Annotated in this window: 17 protein-coding genes and 1 tRNA gene; 14 read left to right on the top strand and 4 right to left on the bottom strand. The window is 68.6% G+C overall.

What is annotated here, in order from left to right; genetic code table 11:
• The 10 genes from ABZU75_RS00345 (at position 1) to ABZU75_RS00300 (ending at position 11542) form a co-directional block, all read left to right on the top strand.
• A complete protein-coding gene (locus ABZU75_RS00345) occupies positions 1-1407 on the top strand; it encodes a metallophosphoesterase (RefSeq protein WP_355547384.1) in 1407 nt (468 codons plus the stop codon).
• 194 nt (positions 1408-1601) lie between these two features.
• The gene (tmk, locus tag ABZU75_RS00340) at positions 1602-3665 is read left to right on the top strand and encodes a dTMP kinase (RefSeq protein ID WP_355547381.1); all 2064 of its coding nucleotides are present in this window, start codon (positions 1602-1604) and stop codon (positions 3663-3665) included.
• 99 nt (positions 3666-3764) lie between these two features.
• Positions 3765-4946 carry a DNA polymerase III subunit delta' gene (locus tag ABZU75_RS00335; protein ID WP_355547378.1) on the top strand — a complete coding sequence of 394 codons (1182 nt, stop codon included), beginning with the start codon at positions 3765-3767 and terminating at the stop codon, positions 4944-4946.
• A gap of 500 nt (positions 4947-5446) precedes the next feature.
• A complete protein-coding gene (locus tag ABZU75_RS00330; protein ID WP_355547375.1) occupies positions 5447-6199 on the top strand; it encodes a hypothetical protein in 753 nt (250 codons plus the stop codon).
• Positions 6196-7350: a glycosyltransferase family 4 protein gene (locus ABZU75_RS00325; protein WP_350930220.1), complete on the top strand. Its 1155-nt coding sequence runs from the start codon at positions 6196-6198 to the stop codon at positions 7348-7350. The genes ABZU75_RS00330 and ABZU75_RS00325 overlap by 4 nt, the downstream gene beginning before the upstream one ends.
• Positions 7351-7556: 206 nt before the next feature.
• Positions 7557-8084: a SigE family RNA polymerase sigma factor gene (locus ABZU75_RS00320; protein WP_355547371.1), complete on the top strand. Its 528-nt coding sequence runs from the start codon at positions 7557-7559 to the stop codon at positions 8082-8084.
• Positions 8081-8749 (top strand): permease-like cell division protein FtsX, encoded by a 669-nt coding sequence (locus ABZU75_RS00315; protein WP_355547368.1) that lies wholly within the window; start codon positions 8081-8083, stop codon positions 8747-8749. Before ABZU75_RS00320 ends, ABZU75_RS00315 begins: the two co-directional genes overlap by 4 nt.
• 155 nt (positions 8750-8904) lie before the next feature.
• Positions 8905-9756, top strand: coding sequence for a regulatory iron-sulfur-containing complex subunit RicT (gene ricT / locus ABZU75_RS00310; protein WP_355547766.1), 852 nt, complete (start codon positions 8905-8907; stop codon positions 9754-9756).
• A 148-nt stretch (positions 9757-9904) separates the two neighbouring features.
• Entirely contained in the window at positions 9905-11401 is a 1497-nt protein-coding gene (locus ABZU75_RS00305) for an alpha/beta hydrolase (RefSeq protein WP_355547365.1), read from the top strand.
• 64 nt (positions 11402-11465) lie between these two features.
• Positions 11466-11542: transfer RNA gene (locus ABZU75_RS00300), tRNA-Thr, on the top strand.
• Positions 11543-12040: 498 nt separating this feature from the next.
• Here the strand turns inward: ABZU75_RS00300 and ABZU75_RS00295 are convergent.
• Positions 12041-12643: a hypothetical protein gene (locus tag ABZU75_RS00295; protein ID WP_355547362.1), complete on the bottom strand. Its 603-nt coding sequence runs from the start codon at positions 12641-12643 to the stop codon at positions 12041-12043.
• 548 nt (positions 12644-13191) lie between these two features.
• Here ABZU75_RS00295 and ABZU75_RS00290 point away from each other — a divergent pair.
• The 3 genes from ABZU75_RS00290 to ABZU75_RS00280 all read left to right on the top strand — a co-directional run bounded on the left by ABZU75_RS00290 (position 13192) and on the right by ABZU75_RS00280 (position 15075).
• Positions 13192-13743 carry an RNA polymerase sigma factor gene (locus ABZU75_RS00290; RefSeq protein ID WP_350925451.1) on the top strand — a complete coding sequence of 184 codons (552 nt, stop codon included), beginning with the start codon at positions 13192-13194 and terminating at the stop codon, positions 13741-13743.
• A complete protein-coding gene (locus ABZU75_RS00285; RefSeq protein WP_355547358.1) occupies positions 13740-14354 on the top strand; it encodes a hypothetical protein in 615 nt (204 codons plus the stop codon). Before ABZU75_RS00290 ends, ABZU75_RS00285 begins: the two co-directional genes overlap by 4 nt.
• Positions 14355-14667: 313 nt before the next feature.
• Positions 14668-15075 (top strand): hypothetical protein, encoded by a 408-nt coding sequence (locus tag ABZU75_RS00280; protein WP_355547355.1) that lies wholly within the window; start codon positions 14668-14670, stop codon positions 15073-15075.
• Positions 15076-15133: 58 nt separating this feature from the next.
• On the opposite strand, the gene ABZU75_RS00275 is transcribed toward ABZU75_RS00280, so the two are convergent.
• Both ABZU75_RS00275 and ABZU75_RS00270 read right to left on the bottom strand, forming a co-directional pair.
• Positions 15134-15481, bottom strand: coding sequence for a tyrosine-type recombinase/integrase (locus ABZU75_RS00275; RefSeq protein ID WP_355547763.1), 348 nt, complete (start codon positions 15479-15481; stop codon positions 15134-15136).
• A 60-nt stretch (positions 15482-15541) separates the two neighbouring features.
• Entirely contained in the window at positions 15542-16306 is a 765-nt protein-coding gene (locus ABZU75_RS00270; protein WP_355547352.1) for a maleylpyruvate isomerase family mycothiol-dependent enzyme, read from the bottom strand.
• A 446-nt stretch (positions 16307-16752) separates the two neighbouring features.
• Here ABZU75_RS00270 and ABZU75_RS00265 point away from each other — a divergent pair, with 446 nt between their 5' ends.
• On the top strand, positions 16753-18378 hold the full coding sequence (locus tag ABZU75_RS00265; RefSeq protein ID WP_355547349.1) for a serine/threonine-protein kinase: 1626 nt from the start codon (positions 16753-16755) through the stop codon (positions 18376-18378).
• 201 nt (positions 18379-18579) lie between these two features.
• Here ABZU75_RS00265 and ABZU75_RS00260 read toward each other — a convergent pair whose 3' ends face one another.
• Entirely contained in the window at positions 18580-19368 is a 789-nt protein-coding gene (locus ABZU75_RS00260; protein ID WP_355547346.1) for a hypothetical protein, read from the bottom strand.
• Between the last annotated feature and the right edge of the window lie 220 nt (positions 19369-19588).

The raw sequence follows: 19588 nt of genomic DNA, 5'->3' as shown, positions 1-19588 counted from the left end.
GTGACGATCGTGGGCTTCGTGTCGCTGGTCATCTGTGCGATCACGGTGGTCCACTACTACCTGTGGCGTCGCCTGGTCCGTTCGACCACCCGGCCGGGGCGGACCCGCCGGGTGCTGACCTGGATCCTCGTCGGCCTGGCGGTGCTCGCCCCCGTGACGCTGATCGTCTCCCGCAGTGAGTGGGGACACTTCCTGGCGTGGCCGGGATTCTTCTGGATCGCGACGATGTTCTACCTCGTCGTGTTCCTGGTGGTCCTGGAGATCCCCAGGGCCGTGGCCCTGCTGGTGGTGCGCGGGATGGAGCATCGGGCCGAGCGGCACCTGGTGCCGCCGGGGGTGGTCGCCCGCCGTGCGAAACGAGCCGCGCAGCCGGAGCTCGCCGTTCGATCCGAAACCGCCGGCACACCGGCGTCCGTGGCCGCCGTTCACCCCGAGCACTCCCTCCGGCCCGTCTCCACGGCCCAGACGGACCGTGGGGAGTCCCCGATCGGTGGGGTGGTCGTCGTACCGGGTCCTGGAGGCACGCCGCGCGGCGGAGGGGCGAAGGACACGGCAGGCGGGCTGAGCAGGAGGCTGTTCATCGCCCGTACGGCGGCGGTCGCCGCCGGGGCGGGGGCGCTCGGCACGATCGGGTTCGGGATCAGGACCGCCCTCGGGGACCCGGTCATCGAGTCGGCCGGGGTGGTGCTGCCCAGGCTGGATCCACGCCTGAACGGCCTGCGGTTCGCGGTCGTCAGCGACATCCACCTGGGCCCGCTCACCGGTACGGAGCACACCCGGCGCATCGTCCGCATGATCAACTCACTGGAGGCCGACGTGGTCGCCGTCGTCGGCGACCTGGTCGACGGCACGGTGGCCGAGCTCGGCCCGCTGGCCAGGCCGCTGAAGGACCTCGAATCCCGCTATGGCGCCTACTTCGTCACCGGTAACCACGAGTACTACACCGCCAACGGCCCGCAGGAGTGGATCGAGGAGCTCCGCGAGCTCGGCATCCGCCCGCTGGGCAACGAGCGTGTGGAGATCGCCCACGGGGGAGCCGTGCTCGATCTCGCCGGGGTCAACGACGTCGGCGGTGTCGCATCGGGTGACGGCCCGGACTTCGAGCGGGCGCTGGGTGGCCGTGACCGCTCCCGGTCCACGGTCCTGCTCGCCCACCAGCCGGTCCAGGCGGTCCAGGCGGCCACCTACGGGGTGGACCTCCAGCTGTCCGGCCACACGCACGGAGGGCAGATGGTCCCCTTCAACCTGATCATCCCGATGCAGCAGCCGGTCGTCTCCGGTCTCGGCGAGGTGGACGGCACCCAGGTCTACGTGACGCGGGGCGCGGGTTTCTGGGGGCCGCCGGTCCGGGTGGGCGCCCCACCCGAGATAACCCTGCTGGAAGTCAGCAACGAGAGGCTCCGGTAGCCCGGCACCGATCGGGAGAGCCGGCCAGGGCGCGGAGACGCATCACTGGAAACACGAGCATCTGACGCTTCTTTTCGGGTGTGGCACCTGCGGGGCACAGGGTGGAGGCATTACCCTCATGCGACGGGCAGCCGGGCATTTCCGCCTGGCTCATGTTTTCCCCAGCCCAGCGAGCACCTGGATACGCTGACACTATGACCACCCTTGGCCGGAGCACCGCGCGACGTAAGCCCCCCCACGTGCTGGCCAACACCCCGTTCCGCAAGCTGTGGACGGCGATGTCGGTGTGCAGCCTCGGAGACTGGCTCAACCTGCTGGCACTGACCGCCCTGGCGGGCAACCTCACGGTGGGGTCCGGCTACAAGGTCCAGAGCCTGGCCATCGGAGGCGTCTTCGTGGCGAAGATGCTCCCCGCCATCCTGCTGGGCCCGCTCGCCGGCGCGTTCGCCGACCGGTTCGACCGGCGGATGACGATGTTCTTCTGCGACTTCCTGCGCTTCGCACTGGTGTTGTCGATCCCGCTGATCGGCAACTACCAGTGGGTGATCATCGCTACCTTCCTGGTCGAGTGCGTCAACCTCTTCTGGGTTCCGGCCAAGGACGCCACGGTGCCCAACCTGGTGCCCAAGGAGCGACTGGAGGAGGCCAACCAGCTCAACCTCCTGGTCACCTACGGGACCGCGCCGATCGCCGCGCTGCTGTTCGCGGTGCTGTCGGTCGCCGACGACGCCCTGGGCAACCTGGTGCCGTTCTTCGCCCAGCGGGAGACCTACCTGGCGCTGTTCATCAACGCGCTCGCCTACCTGGTCTCGGCCTTCATCATCCTCTCGCTCAAGGACATCCCGAAGGCCGGCGCGCGGGCCGCGACCTCCACGCCGTCGGTGCTGCGGCAGATCTTCGAGGGCTGGCGGTTCGTCGGCGGCAACCGGCTGATCCGCGGCCTGATCATCGGCATGCTGGGCGCGTTCGCCGCCGGCGGCGCGGTGATCGGGGTGGCCAAGATCTACGTGGACGCGCTGGGCGGCGGTGACGCGGCGTACGGCGTGGTCTTCGGGGCGGTCTTCGTCGGCATGGCGTCCGGCATGTTCTTCGGGCCGAGGCTGCTGAGGGAGCTGTCGCGGCGGCGGTTGTTCGGCCTGTCGATCGTGGTGGCCGGGGTGGTCCTCGTCGCGATCGCGCTCGTCCACAACCTGGTGATCGTCGTCCTGCTGACCGTGCTGCTCGGCGCGTGCGCGGGAATCGCCTGGATCATCGGCTACACGATGATCGGGCTGGAGGTGGACGACAACCTGCGGGGCCGCACGTTCTCCTTCCTGCAGTCGCTCGCCCGGGTGACCCTGCTGCTGGTGGTCGCGGTCGCGCCGACCCTGGCGGGCCTGTTCGGCGAGCGGGAGATCAGGGTCGGGCAGGAGCCGGTCTACCAGTTCGACGGCTCCAACCTGGTGCTGCTGGTCGGCGGGTTGCTCGCGGTGGCCGTCGGGGCCGTCGCGCTACGGCAGATGGACGACCGCAGGGGCGTCTCGATCGTCGCCGACCTGATCGCCGCGGCGCGCGGGGAGCGGTTCACCCCCGAGAGTGTCGAGCAGGCGCGCGGGATGTTCATCGCCTTCGAGGGCGGTGAGGGGTCGGGCAAGACCACCCAGTCCAGACTGCTGGCGATCTGGCTGCGCGACCAGGGGTTCGACGTCGTACAGACCCGTGAGCCGGGCTCGACCAAGGTGGGCATGCGGCTGCGCGCGATCCTGCTCGACGCGGTGCACCAGGGACTGTCCGCGAGGTCGGAGGCCCTGCTGTACGCGGCCGACCGGGCCGAGCATGTGGAGAAGGTCATCCACCCGGCCCTCCAGCGGGGTTCCATGGTGATCTCCGACCGGTACGTCGACTCGTCGCTGGCCTACCAGGGCGCGGGCCGGGCGCTGGACATCGAGGACGTCAAGAGGATCAACGGCTGGGCCACCGGTGGGCTCGTTCCCGATCTCACCGTGCTCATCGACACTCCGCCGTCGGTGGGGCTGGCCCGGCTGGGCGGGGCCGCCGACCGCATCGAGTCGGAGCCGCTGGAGTTCCACGAGCGCGTCCGCCGCGAGTTCCGGACACTGGCCGCCGCGGAGCCGGATCGTTACCTGGTCGTCGACGGGACCCTGACCCAGGAACGGATCTCCTCGCTCATCTACGACCGGGTCCGCGAGATCATGCCCGACCCGGTGCCACAGGAGTCGGAGGACGTCACCGGGACCATCCCGGCGATCCGTGACTGACCCGATGCCTCCGCGAGTCGTGAGCGGAGCCGAGGTCGCGGGGGAGTCCTCTCCGTGAGCTCCTGACCCGGCGACCGGCACCGGCGGTAGGTTGGGTCCGTGGGAGTCTTTGATGATCTTGTGGGGCAGGAGCGGGCCGCGGTAACGCTCCGCCGGGCCGCGGCGGCCGGGGCCGACCTGCTGGCCGGGGGGCGCGGTGCCGGGATGACCCACGCGTGGCTGTTCACCGGGCCGCCCGGGTCCGGGCGTGAGGAGGCCGCGCGGGCGTTCGCCGCCGCGCTGTTCTGCCACGAGCAGGGGTGCGGCCACTGCGACATGTGCCATCAGGTGTCGGTCGGCTCCCACCCGGACCTGGAGATCGTCCGCCCGCAGGGACTCTCGTACGGCATCAAGGACACCCGCAGGCTCATCCTGCGCGCGGCCGGGGCGCCGACGCTGGGCCGCTGGCGGGTCGTGCTGTTCGAGGACGCCGACCGGGCGACCGAGGGGGCGTCCAACGCGCTGCTCAAGGCCATCGAGGAGCCGCCGCCGAAGACCGTCTGGCTGCTCTGCGCGCCTGCTCCGGACGACATGATGATCACCATCAGGTCCCGTTGCCGGATCGTCACGCTCGTCACCCCGCCCACCTCGGCGGTCGCCCACGTGCTGGCCACGCGCGAGAACGTGCCGTCGGCGATGGCGGAGTTCGCAGCCAGGGCCGCCCATGGGCACATCGACCGCGCCCGCAGGCTGGCCCTGGACGAGGAGGCGCGCTCGCGTCGCGAGGCGGTGCTGTCCATCCCCAGGTCGCTCACCGGCGTCGGTGAGTGCGTGATGGCCGCCGAACGCCTGGTGAAGACCGCCGAGGACGAGGCCGCCGCGGTCACGGCGGTGCTGAACGAGGCGGAGATCACCGAACTGCGCCAGGTCTACGGCGAGGGCTCCACCGGAAAGGGGCTCAACAGGGGGCTGATCCGCGGCGGCGCCGGGGCGCTCAAGGACCTTGAGGACCGGCAGAAGTCCCGGGCGACCCGCACCAAGCGCGACGTCATCGATGCGGCGCTGCTCGACCTGGTGGCGTTCTACCGCGACGTGCTGGCCGTGCAGTTCGGCGCGCACCTGGAACTGGCCGGCGAGGACCGCCGCGCCGATCTGGAAGACCTGGCCCGTGCCTCCACCCCGGAGGACACCCTGCGCAGGATCGACGCCATCATGCGCTGCCGGAGGCGGCTGGCGGCCAACGTCAGCCCGCAGATGGCCGTGGAGTCGATGACCCTCTCGTTGCATCAGCCCCGGCTCTGAACCGCGTCGGCCTGGCCTGATCCGCCTCACGACGGGAGATGGTTTTCACGTTTTTGGTCATACAGACCGAAATGTTGGAACTGGGCGGACCGGAGCCCGCTGAGACGATCAGCAGGCTCTACGCCGGGGGCGGCAGGCGGGCGGACATGCGCTACCGCGCCGGGAGGTTTCCGGCCGGCCGGCCCGGATGGTTCGGAGGCGCACATCGTGGTCCGGCGGGGACCGGAGTTCGAGGTGATCAACTTTGGCCGACATCGGACACCTCAGGGTTTCCGGTAACCCGGTGTGACGGATATCGGCTGGTGAGGGGAGGGGGCTGTCGCGACCGCGCGCCCCCTACCCGTCTTTTTTCGATTAGATGGAACCATTCCTCGCTAAATCACCTCAAAGCATGAGTGTGGGTCGTTAGGATTCACGGGCAAAAATCAATGCTTTTGTTATAAAACAACGGGAAGTGTCCTGCTCTATGGGGATGAGCAGCGAAGACCGGGGGAATTTTGGTGAGCACCGAGGCGCGCCACGGGGTGGTCCCGTCCGTGAGCGGGCGGGCCGTCACGAGCCGGGTGGGCGATGACGACACGCTGAGGATCGAATGGTCGGCACCGACGGACGCGGAGATCGTCCTGCGGCATGTGGAGACCGGTGAGGAGTGCGGGACGGCGGACCTGACGGTGCTGGCCCCAGGTATCTGGATGGCCTCATGCCGGGGCGAGCCCGTCGCCACCGACGACCCGGGGTTCTCGCTCGACGGGCTCTGGTCCTACGCCGAGATCCGCCGCAACCGGGAGATCAGGGCGTTCCGCACCTCCCTTGGCACGCTGGGCCTGCGGGTCCGCGAGGTCGAGCCGTACGTCGAGGTGATCCGTGTGACCGCGGACGACGGGGTGATCGCCGTCGAGGGCGCCGTCGCGTACGGCGACCCGATCCGGGGGGAGGCCAGGCTGGTGGCGGTGGCCCGCCGGGGGCCGGAGCCGGTGAGCGGGCCGGCGACCTTCCAGGGACGGTGGTTCGAGGGAGCGATCGAGATCGCGCCGATGGCCGAGGCGCAGGTGCGGCGCCGGGTCTTCTGGGACCTGTACGCGGAGATCTCCGGGGTCCGGCTGCCGCTGGCGACCCGTCTTGACGACATAACAGATAAGAAGATCAAAGTTCGTTTTCCTGCCCAGCGTGTCGGGCAGGTGAGGGTCCGCCCGTACTACACCGAGACCGACAGCCTCGCCGTCGCGCTCAGCATCGAAGAGGAGAAACCATGAAGATCTCCTTTCTCATTCTCAACGCCTACGGCATGGGCGGCACCATCCGCGCCACCTTCGACCTCGCCACCGCCATGTCCGAGCGGCACGAGGTCGAGGTCGTCAGCGTCTTCCAGCACACCGACACCCCCTTCCTGCCGCTGGGCCCCCGGGTCAGGCTCCGTTCGCTGGTGGACCTGCGGGAGGGGGCCAGGGTCCGCTGGCCGTACACGAAGAGGGCCGAGCGGCTGGGCGCGCGGGAGAGCGCGCTGATCCACCCCGAGGAGCGCGCCTACGCGTCCTTCAGCGCCTGGAGCGACGAGGTCCTCGTCCGCGAGCTGCGCAGGCTCCGCAGCGACGTCCTGATCACCACCCGCGCAGGTCTCAACATCATGGCCGCGAGGTACACCCGCAGGAAGGTCGTCACGATCGCCCAGGAGCACCTGCACTTCGAGGCGCACCAGCCCGGGATCTTCGAGGAGATCCGGACCTGGTACCCGAAACTGGACGCGGTCGTCACCCTCACCGAGGCCGACGAGCACGACTACCGGAACATGCTCAACGGGTCGCCCACCCGGGTGTTCACCATCGGCAACGGGCTGCCCGGCGGGCCGCGTCCACGCTCCAGGCAGGAGAACCGGATCGTGCTGGCCGCGGGCAGGCTGGTGCCGGTCAAGGGGTACGACCGGCTGCTGAAGGCGTTCGTCCGGGTGGCCAGGGAACGTCCCGACTGGAAGCTGCGGATCTACGGCGAGGGCCGGGTCGGCGACAAACTGGTCAGGCAGGCGGTCAAGCTGCGGCTGCACAACAACGTCACCTTCATGGGCCCCACCGGTGACATCGAGGGCGAGCTGGCCAAGGCGTCGATCCACGCGGTCAGTTCCCGCTTCGAGGGCTTCGGCATGACCATCATCGAGGCGTTCGCCTCCGGGGTGCCGGTGGTCAGCTTCGACTGCCCCCGTGGACCTCGCGAGATCATCACACCCGGGATCGACGGACTGCTGGTTCCCGCCGACGACGTGGACGCCCTGGCCGACGGGCTGATCCAGATGATCGACGACGAGGAGGGCCGCCACAGGATGGCCAAGAACGCCATCCAGACGGCCCAGAGCTACGACATCTCGATGATCGCCGAACGCTGGGAGAAGTCCTTCGCCGAACTCGGCCGCTGAGCGGGGCGGGCGCGGTCGTACACCGACCCGGACCGGTCGCTGCCGTTGAGCCGAGCCGGTGCGCCGGGTGGAACTCACCGGATGGGACACGTGGGCCGGACGGGGTTTACGAGCCGGAAGGGGGCCGTAGGCAGGGAGAACACGGACGGGGTGGAGCTCGTGGGCCGGGTGAAGCAGCAGAAGGCCCGGCACGGCGTCTCTGTGATGTGGAAGTCGAACTGCTCTCCCACGGAGAGCCCTTGGCCAGGGACCGCGTCGACATCGCGACGCTGTTCGCCGAACATCACCTCGGGCTGGTACGGCTGGCGCTGCTCATGGTGGGCGACCAGGCCACCGCCGAGGACGTCGTACAGGAGGCGTTCGCCCGCACCCACGCGGGACGGCGCCGCCTGCGCGACCCAGGCAGGGCGCTGACCTACATCCGCTCGGCGGTCCTCAATGGGGCGCGATCGGTGCTGCGCCGCCGCGCGGTCGCCTTCCGCTGGGCCGCGCCGTACGAGCCGCCGTCCTGGTCCGCCGAGCACGCGGCGCTGCTCGGTGAGGAGCGCCGCGAGGTGCTCATGGCCCTGCGCGCGCTGCCCAGGCGGCAGCGGGAGGCGCTGACCCTCCGCTACTACCTGGAGCTGTCCGACCTGGAGATCGCCGAGACCATGGGCATCGCCGCCGGCACCGCCCGTTCCACCCTCGCGCGTGGGCTGGCCGCCCTCGCCCGGATGCTCAAGGAGGAGTCATGACCGACATCGAGAACCGCCTCCGCGACGCCTTGTCCGCCGCCGCCGCGACCGCTGAGAACGTCCGCCCGCTCACCGTCCCCGCCCGCCGCCGCCTCAGAGCTCCCTTCCGGATCGCCGCGGCGGCCCTGGCCGTCGCCGTGGTGGTCTTCGGAGCCGTACGGCTCGCCACGCCCCCTCCACCCTCGCGGGGGAACATGGTCGCCATGGCGATGAGCAGCATCGAGCCGTTCGGATACGCCGACGTGTCGGTCTTCCTCTGCAAAGAGGACGATGTCCTCCCCAACTGTGCCCATGCGGTGACAGAGGATGAGCAGGCGGGGATCCGTCGGGCACTCGAAGGCCGGCCCGAGGTGGAGAGGGTGCTCTTTGAGGACCGCCGGCAGGTATGGGAGAACTTCCGGCGCCAGAACGCGAACAATCCCACATTGTTGCAGGCGATAGTCGTCACGGACATGCCGGAGGTATTCCGGGCCTGGATCAGGCCTGGTACGGATCCAAGCGTCGTGGCACGTGCCATGGGCGAGCTACCGGGGGTGTCCAACTCGCTCGGTACGCACTGCATGCTGGAACGTGCGTCGTTGTGGTCGATCATTGTGAGAAGTCTTCCGTGGTCGGATGAGCCGGAGCAGTGCTCGTTCCCGGAATTCAAGCCCCCGGGGTCCTGAGCGGGGTCGGACTGAGTGGGTGACGGTGGCTCGGGCAGTTCGCGAGCGCGGCCGGGTGGCTTGCCCGTGATCGCCCCCGGGTGGCACCGCACATCCGGGGGCATGACACATAGGGTGAGCACGAGCCGTACCCCCAGGTTTGGAGCCATATGGGCATGATCATGGCGGTGAGTTTCACCCGCTACGGCAGGCTGTACTACCTCGACCCCGGCGAGCACAGCCCCAAGGTCGGCGACAAGGTGCTCGTGCCCACCGAGGCCGGGCCCGAGGTCGCCGAGTGCGTCTGGGCGCCGCAGTGGACGAGCGAGGAGATCGGCGGGTTGCCGGTGTGCGCGGGTATCGCGACCGAGGAGCACCTCACCCGTGACGAGGGCAACAAACGGCGCCGCGCCGAGGCCCGGAGCGTCTCCAAGCGCCTGATCAAGCGGCACACGCTGCCGATGAAGGTCGTCGGCGTCGACTACCTGGACGCCGAGAACGTCTACACGGTCTACTTCTCCGCCCCGCACCGGGTCGACTTCCGCGCCCTCGTCCGTGACCTGGCCCGCAACCTGCGCGCCAGGGTGGAGCTGCGCCAGATAGGCCCGCGCGACGAGGCCCGCCTCCAGGGCGGCATCGGCCCCTGCGGCCGTGACCTGTGCTGCGCCACCTTCCTCAAGGACTTCGAGCCGGTCTCCGTCCGGATGGCCAAGGACCAGGACCTGCCGGTCAACCCGCTGCGCATCGCGGGGGCGTGCGGGCGGCTGATGTGCTGCCTGAAGTACGAGCACCCCCTCTACCTCGACGCCCAGAGCAGGATGCCCCGGATCGGGCTGAAGGTCGACACCCCCGAGGGCACCGGAACCGTCGTGGGCCGCAACGTACCCTCGGACTCCGTCGTGGTCCGCCTGGAGGACGGCGGACGCCGCTGCGCCTGCCCGTCGGCCTCGGTCTGCTCTCCGCGCAAGCAGCACGACGAGGCGTACGGTGGCGCGGTGCGGGTCGCCGAGAGCGGGCCGGAAGAGTGACCGATCGGCTGTCCTCGCTGAGGTTGATGTCCCGTCATGGGGGCTCGGCGCGGGCACATAGGATTCGACCGTTCGGCCTCTCCGCGTGTCGGCCCCCTTGCCGGATCCGCGTGTGACCCCGACCTACGGACTACGGAGCGGACAAGGCGTGAGATCCCGTGTGACCGCCGTACTGGCGGCGGTGGCCCTGCTCGCGAGCGCGTGCACCGGCACCGACGTCCCCGCCGACGCCAGTGGCGGCACCGGAGCCGGCCGCGGTGTGGCGGGAGCGGCTCTCGGCTGGCACGAGTGCGAGGACGGTTTCGAGTGCGCCAAGCTCGCCGTACCGCTCGATCACAGCAAGCCGGACGGTGAGAAGATCGAGCTCAGCGTGATCCGGCTCCCGGCCTCGGGGGAGCGGATCGGTTCGATCCTCCTCAATCCCGGCGGGCCGGGTGCCTCCGGAGTGCAGTACGCGCGAAGTGCCCGCACCGCGGTGAGCGAGGCGGTTCGCGAGCGCTTCGACGTCGTGGGCTTCGACCCGCGCGGGGTCGGCGAGTCCGCGCCCGTCCGGTGCCTGTCGCCGAGCGAGCTGGACACCTTCGTCGGCCTCGACAGCTCGCCCGACTCGCCGGGGGAGGTCACCGTGCTTGAGGAGGGGGCGCAACGGTTCGCCGCCGGATGCGAGACCCGATCGGGCAGGCTCCTGCCGTACGTCGGCACCGCCGACGCCGCCAGGGACATGGACCTGCTGCGTGCCGCCGTCGGTGACTCCCACCTCACCTACCTCGGCAAGTCGTACGGCACGCAGCTGGGCGCCGTCTACGCCGATCTCTTCCCCGACCGGGTCCGCGCCCTCGTTCTGGACGGCGCCGTGGACCCCTCGCTCGGCCCACTGGAGCTGAACACCGCGCAGGCACGCGGTTTCGAGGTCGCCCTCGACGCGTTCCTCGAAAACTGCCTCGCGGCCACCGACTGCCCTTTCCAGGGCTCCGTCGCCTCCGCCCGTGCGGAGATCACCGCGCTGCTCCGCAGGGCGGACACCGCTTCCCTGGCCAACAGGACCGGCGACGACCGTACGGTGACCGAGGCCTGGGCCATCCTCGGTGTGATCACCCCGCTCTACGACCGGCAGGCATGGCCGGTCCTCCGCCAGGCGCTGGCCCAAGCGCTGAAGGGGGACGGCACCGTCCTGCTCCGCATGGCCGACCTGCTGGTCGACCGTGGGGAGGACGGCGAGTACACCAACCAGACCGAGTCCAACCTGGCGGTCAACTGCGTCGACAGCATCTACCCCCGCGACCCCGCCGCCTACGCCAAGGCGGCCGAACAGGCGGCCAAGGTCGCCCCCCTGTTCGGCGCGTACGTCATGTGGAGCTCACTGCCCTGCGCGTACTGGCCGGTCAAGGCGGGGGCCCGGGAGAAGATCGACGCCCCCGGAGCCCCGCCCATCATGGTCGTCGGCACCAGACGCGACCCCGCCACGCCCTACCAGTGGTCAGAGGCCCTCGCCTCCCAGCTCTCCTCCGGCGTCCTGGTCGGTTTCGACGGAGACGGCCACACCGCTTATCTGACCGGCTCGGCGTGCGTGGATCGCCTGGTGGACGACTACCTGATCGATCTGACCGTCCCCGCCGATGGAACCCAGTGTCCCAAGATCGGCTGATTCCGGTGCGCGGGAAGGCCCTGGGAGCCTGTAGACTGCCGTAGGTCGTGGTGAAACACAGCACGCCGCCTTAGCTCAGTCGGCCAGAGCACTTCACTCGTAATGAAGGGGTCTGGGGTTCGATTCCCCAAGGCGGCTCCAGGTCGAAAGGCCCCCACCGGGTTCCGGTGGGGGCCTTTTGCCAACACCCTTGCTAACAGTGCTGTGGACCCGGTGGTTTCTCCCGCGGCAGGGTGAGTGTTTGGGAACCGATCAGTCTTCAACACCTGGAGACTGCAGCGTTCATAAACACGGTCTGCCCAAGGTGGTGCGCCGCCCGCACAGTGAGCACCAAACCTCCCTCAGTTGCAGCAGTTCGGTCACCTCGCCGCTGGTCGATGCTCCGGTTGAGGATCCTGAGCGGCTTATCAGCGAGGGGCATCCCGGCACGACCGTCCAGTAGAACCTCCACACCCACGTCCGGTCGCCGTCCACGATTCCGTAAAACACCCATCCCTGGGCCGTCCAGTAGACCCTCGCATCGCCATCCAGAACGTGATCAACCAGGACGCGGAACCTTAACGCAAGGCCGGTCGTGGTAGGAACGATGGCCTGTTGATCCACTGCCGGCAGCAGCCGGCGGCGCCGAGCGGACGTGGCCTACCCCACGATGAAAGTGCCGATCACCCCGGTTACGCTCAGCATGCCGATCACGGTGAGGACGGCGATCGCGACCCCGGCACTGATCAACCATCGGCGTCTCGCCGTGCCGGCGTTCAGGCTCGAGAAGGCGAGCCAGGCCCACAGGAGCCCTTCCACCAGGAACCATGGCTCGTTGAACAGGAGATCCTGAAGATCGGCTGTGCGATGGTCGATCGTCGTCCAGAACGGCAGATTCAGCTGCATCAGGCCGGCCAGGCTCAGGGCCCGCTGAATGCTGTTGATCAGGGCGTGCATGACGCACCCCACCGTCACCGCCCAGCACATGGCCAGCAGGACGCGTCGTCCGTGGGACCGGCGCCATAACGGCAGCGTCGCCACCGGCAGCACCGTGGCGACCAGCAGGATGCCCGCCCCCAACGCGTTGACCATCCGCCACTGCTGATACGACACGGGTGTGCCGAACATGCCGACGGTCCCGCCCAGCGCGTAGTAGGCCCGATAGCAGGTGTAGAACAGGCCCCAGGCACCTAGCACGATGCTGATGCGGACCCTCTTCGCCGCTGCGCCGGGCAGGCCAGTGACCTGCGCATCTTGCTCCACGACTGCCACGGTTTCCCCCGAACGTGTTCTAAACCGGGCGCCAGTATGGCAAAGCGCGTCTGAGACAGAGCTGAGAGGTGGAGCACCTCATGGGCTTGAGCGTGAGGCAATCGGGTGGCTGATCTCTCTCGGCCAAGCCGGCTACCCGCACCGTGAGGTCTTCTTCACCAAGGTCCGCGACCAGTTCGCCCTACCCAAGCCGGTCGACGAGCTGTGGAGTCGCTACCGCCAGTGCATGCCGTACCTCGTCCACTGTCGACCCGAGGTGATGGACGGGCTGTCACGGTTACGTGCGTCAGGTTGGAAGGCGGCGATCGTCACCAACGGCACCGCGGACAACCAGCTCGGCAAGACTCAGCGGACGGGACTGGCCGAGGCCGTCGACGCCTACGCGCTCTCAGAGCTCGGTCACCGCATGCCACGACCGGAGACAACGTGTGTCGTTCTCTCGTCTTCGTTCGGATGGAGAGGCGGAGAGCCGCCCTCTTGTAACCATTTGGATGGTTCTGACCAAGCAGGGGTGTCAATCGACGAAGGGAGCATTGCCGGTGCGTCGCAAACAGGCGGAGATCGCTAGAGATCACGTGGCGTTCGAAGCCTTCTACCGGCGGCACGTCGATGCGGTCACCCGCTTTCTCGCTCGGCGTGTTGACGATCCGCACACGGTCGCCGACCTGGTGGCCGAGGTGTTCATGGCGGTGCTTGACTCCGCCCACACCTACCGGGCCGGGTTGGGGACCGAGATCGCGTGGCTGTACGGCGTGGCACGTAACACACTCTCGACCGAGCGGCGCCGGGTGTTCAAGCAGTCGCGGCTGACCAGCCGGGTGAGCGGGCGGCGGTCGTTGGACACCGACGACCTCGCCAGGCTCGAAGAGCGCATCGACGCGGAACGGCACGCCAGGCGGATCTTCGAGGCCATGGCCTACCTGCCCGAAGGGGAACGCGCCGTCCTGGAACTGGTCGTCATCGACCAGCTCACGGTCACCGAGGCGGCGACGGCCCTGGGCATCCGGCCGGGGACCGCCAAGGTGCGGCTGTATCGCGCTCGTCGCACGCTGCAGGGACTGCCCTTCGTCATGGAAGGAACACCGGGATGAGTTTCGAGGAGCAGATACTGATGGAACTTAAAGCCGAGATCACCGCACGCGCCGAACGACGTCGTCGCACCGGCCGCCGCCTGTTCGCGGGGGCGGCGGTGGCCGGGCTGGCCGCGGCGGCGGCGATCGCGGTGCCGCTGCTGACCGGAGCGGAGCAGCCCGCGTACGCGGTGACCAGGAACGGCGACGGCACGATCAACGTCAAGCTCAACGAGTTCAGGGACGCTGACAAACTGGAACAGGATCTAAAGAGGATGGGGGTATCTGCGGACATCACCTATCTCAAGCCCGGCAAGTGGTGCGGGGGAGACAGAGGCGAGATCGTCGGGGGCGGCTCCCCGGAGGAGTGGAAGGGCTCCGTGTCCGACAGGGCCGCGCGTCTGCTCAGGACGGGGGGGTTGGAGATCGACCCCCGGTACGTCGGGAAGGGCCAGACCTTGGTGATGGCGTTCAGCGAGAGCAAGGAGCAGGCCTCTAGGGTGAAGAAGCCGGAGACGGCTTGGCAGTTCTCCGCATATGTGGTCAATGGCCAGGCCAAGCCGTGCGTCGTCGTCGACAATCCGACCTGGAACGACGTTGACGGCACCGGCCAGCCCCCCGCAGGAAGCTGATCCCGCGAGGAGCGATCCCCGTTCGTAGGGCGGCGACCACCCAAAGGTGGATCCGATAGAGGTTCTGCCCGATCAGCTTGATCGGGCAGGCTCCCGCCTCGGCGCATTGGGCTGGAAGGTGGCCGTCGTCCGGGAGGGCCTCTTCCGTATCCGTGCAGCAACGTGCTGTCGGCGCTGTGGAACTCCGGTGCGGCTTCCTGGCGTTGATCGAAGAAAGTCCCGTTTCTTACAGGAACACCCAAATAGGGGATGTGACCTAGGCCGTACACTTAGGTGGGATTGCCGGTGATCTCCTACCCCTCAAGAGGTTCCCGTGGTTGAGACAGGCAAGACCCAACACATGCCGCGCGTGATGAAGATCGCCGAGTTCATTGTGTCGCTCCAGGCAGTGCAAGCGCTGGCGGGTGGTGCGCTGCTCGCCTTTGTCTTCGTGAACTCAGCTGACGACATGAACTCCGGGCTTGTGCTGTTGTTCGTTGGCTTCTGCGTCGTTATCGCAGTCCTGGCCGGTTGGTTGGCAAATAAGTGGATCTATCGTGAAAGGCGAGACCGAATCGCCGTGCTCGTGCTCGAAACCCTCATGGCGCTCGGCTTCGTCTCCGTGCTTGCTCTGGATTCCGATCTCAGCATGCGTAGCTTGCTGAATATCAACGTGGTTCTGCCGGTCATAGTGGTCGTTCTACTGCTTCTCCCCTCCGCGAGAGCTTGGTTTAACCGCTGATCAAGAGTCCCTCTCAGCTCATCCGGAAGAGTCCTTTTCTGTCCTGTTTGGACGGTGATCAGCCGTTGAGGCTTTGGTCGAGTCGGTCGAGCGCCTTACGGGTCTCCGGTGAGGGGGCCTGCGTATAGACGTTCATGGTCACCGAGATTTGCGAGTGCCGGAGGATGCGCATCGCGACCCGGGGGTGAACGTCGAGTGCGGCCAGGAGCGAGGCGCAGGTGTGCCGAGTGTCGTGGACGCGGATACGGGGAACTTCGGCCTTCTCGCAGTAGCGCTCAAAGGACCGGTAGAAATTGCGCGGCTCGACCGGGGTCCCGTTCTTCGTGGTGAACACGAGGCCGGAGTGCTTCCACCTCTCTCCGGCACCCTGAATCCGCTGACGATCCAGGAACGCTGCTATGCACAACCCGACTGAGCCGGGTGCGGATCGGACCGCCGAGTTGGGCAAGGGTGCAGGCGACCGGCCTCACTGCGTCGCCATGACGATGCAGCGCCGCAGCTCCTCGACCGCCTCAGGGGCGCCCTCGACCGTCACGCCGCTCGGCTCGCCGGCACCTTCCCGGTTCCACATCCAGCGCAGCACGGCCGTCGGCGGGCCGCTCACGGTCACGTCGGCCGCGTCGTCGTCAGCGCCGTCTTCGACGGCGAACAGCCCCGGGCCGGTCCGCACCCGCCACGCCGCGCCGTCGGTCCGCACCGTGTACGTCCGGCCCGGCGAGCCGGCCAGGATGTCGGTGAAGTAGTCGCCCCACTCGGCGACGCTGTATGCCACGAAGACCTTGAGCAGCTCGTCGATGCCGTCGACGGCGAGGTCTGCCGGGACCGGCGTGACCGGCTGCCCGGTGCCGAGCTCGGCGTCGATGCGGTGGATGACCGTCTCCTGTGCCATCCGCCGGATCCAGAAGCCGACGGTCTGATCCGGGGTGTACCAGGAGCCGGCCGGATCCCCCGGCTTGCGGGCGCCGAACTCGTCGAGCAGCCCGGCGTACGCCCGGTCGAGCAGCGCGAGCGGCTCCTCGTCCGCGAGCTCCTTCGGCGGCCACGGGTCGGGCTCGGCGCCCTCGCGCATGGCCAGAGTCTTATGCAGGTACACCTCGCCGATGTGACGGGTCAGGTCGGCGACGGTCCAGTCGGGACAGCTCGGCACCACCGCGGTTGGGTCGGTCGGCACGACGGCCCGCAGGCGGCCGAAGTCGGCCGCGAGGCAGTCAAGGAGTCGGGGATATTCCATACCGAACAGTTCAGCACACGCTCACGGCTCGTTCGGCTCGCCCGGCGACGGGCCACCGGTCGCCCAGCATGTCCGCAGACGCATCCCGGCAGCTATCGCCGACCATCCACGCGCGAGAGTGCGGATCAGCCTGCGTGGACAGCCTCCACTACGACTAACCAAGCGCGTTGGCCCGAAAAGAAGGATCGCCACCGCTCACCCGCTGTCGTTTTTCAGGTTCCGGTACACATTTCGCGGAGGGCTCTGCCCACCCTGGGGACATGTCGTTCACTCGTAATGAAGGGGGCTTGGGTTCGATTCCCCAAGGCGGCTCCAGGCCACTCGATGGCTCCCATGGCCTGATCTCCCTGCCGTTCCGGTTCCCTGGCCATCGCCCTGATGGAGGACCATGGTGGGCCGGGTCTCGCATCGCTAGTGTGTGGAGACGACCGTGCATGGAGGAGCCGATGCCCGCTGGCCCGCTGGAGCCGGGAGACCCGCGCGTGCTGGGGGAGTTCGAGATCGTCGGGCGGCTGGGCGAGGGCGGGCAGGGGATCGTCTACGAAGGGTGGAGCCGGTCCGGCGAGCGGGTGGCGATCAAAGTACTTCGCAGCGGCGCGGATCCCGCCTCGCGCCGCCGGTTGGCCAGGGAGTTGCAGTCGGCACTGCGGGTGGCCCCCTTCTGCACGGCCCGGGTGTTGAAGGCGGAGACCGACCGGCCAGACCCTTACGTCGTGAGCGAGTTCATCGCGGGTCCCGCACTGCAGGATCGGGTACGTGACGAGGGCCCCCTTCGTGGCGGCGACCTCGATCGCCTGGCGGTCGCCACGGCTACCGCGCTCGCCGCCATCCACAGTGCGGGAGTCATCCATCGGGATTTCAAACCGGCCAACGTGCTGCTCGGCCCGGACGGCCCGCGGGTGGTCGACTTCGGCATCGCCCAGTTGCTCGACGCGAGCACGATGCCCTCGGCCATGTCCGGCACCCCGCCGTACATGGCTCCCGAGCAGCTCAGCGGCGTGCACGGATCACCCGCGGCCGACGTGTTCTCCTGGGCCGCGACCATGGTCTACGCCGCTACCGGCCGGGCGCCGTTCGGCAGCGACACCGTTGCCGCGGTCTTCAGCCGAATACTCAACGCCGAGCCCGACCTCACGGACATTTCATCGCCCCTGCGGGAGACGTTGGCCGTCTGTCTGGCCAAGGACCCCGGGGTACGCCCCTCCGCCCGGGCGCTCATGATCCGCCTGGTCGACACCGGAGCCCCCACCGTCACGGTCCCCGACGTCGGCCCGGTGCCCACCGCCTACCTTCCCGTCGACTGGAGCGGCCGGGCGGATCAGGTTCCGGTCGCGGCCGGTCCCGGGCCGACCAGACTGCTTCCAGCCGATTCGTCCGGAGCACAGGGTCCGGCCGGACCCGCGTACGGCCCGGCCCCCACCCGCCATCTCGGCCGTTCCGATACGGCGGTGCAGGAAACGGAGCCGCGGCCTGGTGAGCCGGTGCCCCGACGGGGACGGAGGCCTGCGGTACTGATCGCGGTCACCGGCGTCGCAGCGGCGCTCGCGACGGCGGTGACGCTGTACGCGACAGGGACGTTCGGTGGCTCCTCTGGCGACGGCGCGGCGAGGCCGGAGGCCGTTACCAGTGGCGGCAGGGACTCCGGATCACGCACGGTCGCAGGCGGGCAACCGGCTTCCCCGCCGCAGTCGATGCCGCAGTCGACACCACCACCGTCGGCACCGCCATCGACGTCGCCCTCGGCCCAGCCGGGAGGCGGAGTCCCGGAGGCGTTCGCCGGGACATGGACGGGCCAGGTCGTCTCGCAGGACGACCGGGAGAAGACCGTCGCGGTCACGCTCATCCTGCTGAGTGACCAGCCGGCCGGGACGTGGCGGGCCGATGCGTGCGAGCAGCAGGTCATGCTGACCCGGGTCAGGGCCGGGAATGTGCTCGATCTGACCCGCATGCAGCGGAATCAGTGTGTGGGGGGAGACATGACCCTCACTCTGAAGGACCCGGCGACACTGGACTTCGTGGGCCAGGAGGGCGCCGGCGGGCTGGAGTATCGCGGGAGCCTGAGCCGGTCCTGACGTGGGACCGGCACAGACAGGTGACATCCTCCCCGGCCTGGAGGACTCCGTTGCCTGATTATCTCCGGTCGACGTCCAGCGTCGTTATCCGGTGCCGGACACGCAGGTCGCGGAGATCGAAAACGAATTGGGCGACGGAGTCCTGAAGGCCGGGGCATCCTCCGGTTACCTGGTGACCACGACCAGACGCCCGGCCGGCGTTCAGCCCGCCCGCGCGATCTGGAACGAGTAGGCCCCGGTCTTCGCCGTACCTGATCTGACCACGAGCGCATACCTGCCGTCTCCATTGGAGAGCGGGATGTCGAACTCGTATCCGCAGAGTGGGACGGGCTGCCGTGGGCCGGCGATGTTCTTCTCCGCGGCATCTGTGAGCTCCAGCTCGATAGCCGTACACGCCCCGGCCCCACCGAGGATCTTGATGGCCGACGCGCCGTCCGCGTCGAACTCGAAGCGGTCGATGCGTCCTGGGACGTCCAGCCGTCCCGCGCCGTCCGGGTTGCCCTCGCCGATCTGCAGGCCGATCGTCGCCGGGAACGTGCGGATCTTCACCGTCGCGATCCTGAGGCTGTACGGCCCGATGACGTTCGTGTTCCCGAAGACCTCCAGCCGGTGCTTGCCCGCCTTGGTCAACTTGATGACCGAGGTGCCCCAGCTGAGAGCGATGCCGGACGGGCTGACCGGCTGGCCGTCGACCTCGGAGAACACCTGGAGTTGGATATCGTCACCGGTCATGTCGGTGACATAGAACTCCCTGGTGCCGCCCAGGTCCAGGGTGAACTTGTCCCGCTGTCCGGCGCGGGTGAGCTCGGCCGCGACGGTGCTGCCGTCGCCGAGGGTCCCACCCGGCTGCACAGCCGCCTGGGCCTGGGCCGGGTCGTCCGGCTCGTTCGTGGTCTCGGCCGACTCGCTGCTCTCCGTGGGCTCGCTGTTCTCCGTGGGCTGGGTGGTCTCGGTGGGTTGGGGGGTCTCGGCGGTCGCTGTGCTGGTCACGCGTTCCGGAACGGGCTGATCACTCTGGAGCGTGTCAACGCCGGCACCGCATCCGGTGACGGTCAGGAGCATAAGGGTCACGCCGGCGGCAAGCCGGAGGGGCATGCTGAGGCGTCCGGTGGGGGAGGCTTTCATGCCAGCCATTGTGTGCAGCCCGCTTGCAGCCCGCTTGCCGTGGTGGATGCCCGGTCTTCGAAACCGGGCCGGCTACCCGCACCGA

The sequence above is a fragment of the Streptosporangium sp. NPDC005286 genome (assembly GCF_040607515.1).
Classification (GTDB): domain Bacteria; phylum Actinomycetota; class Actinomycetes; order Streptosporangiales; family Streptosporangiaceae; genus Streptosporangium.
This window is presented reverse-complemented; position numbering and strand designations above follow the sequence as displayed.

What these genes read in the sequence shown, in the direction of transcription:
- tmk (WP_355547381.1), top strand. Translation starts at nt 1,602, where the DNA reads ATGACCACCCTTGGCCGGAGCACCGCGCGACGTAAGCCCCCCCACGTG.
- ABZU75_RS00325 (WP_350930220.1), top strand. Translation starts at nt 6,196, where the DNA reads ATGAAGATCTCCTTTCTCATTCTCAACGCCTACGGCATGGGCGGCACC.
- ABZU75_RS00315 (WP_355547368.1), top strand. Translation starts at nt 8,081, where the DNA reads ATGACCGACATCGAGAACCGCCTCCGCGACGCCTTGTCCGCCGCCGCC.
- ricT (WP_355547766.1), top strand. Translation starts at nt 8,905, where the DNA reads ATGATCATGGCGGTGAGTTTCACCCGCTACGGCAGGCTGTACTACCTC.
- ABZU75_RS00285 (WP_355547358.1), top strand. Translation starts at nt 13,740, where the DNA reads ATGAGTTTCGAGGAGCAGATACTGATGGAACTTAAAGCCGAGATCACC.
- ABZU75_RS00270 (WP_355547352.1), bottom strand. Translation starts at nt 16,306, where the DNA reads ATGGAATATCCCCGACTCCTTGACTGCCTCGCGGCCGACTTCGGCCGC.
- ABZU75_RS00265 (WP_355547349.1), top strand. Translation starts at nt 16,753, where the DNA reads ATGCCCGCTGGCCCGCTGGAGCCGGGAGACCCGCGCGTGCTGGGGGAG.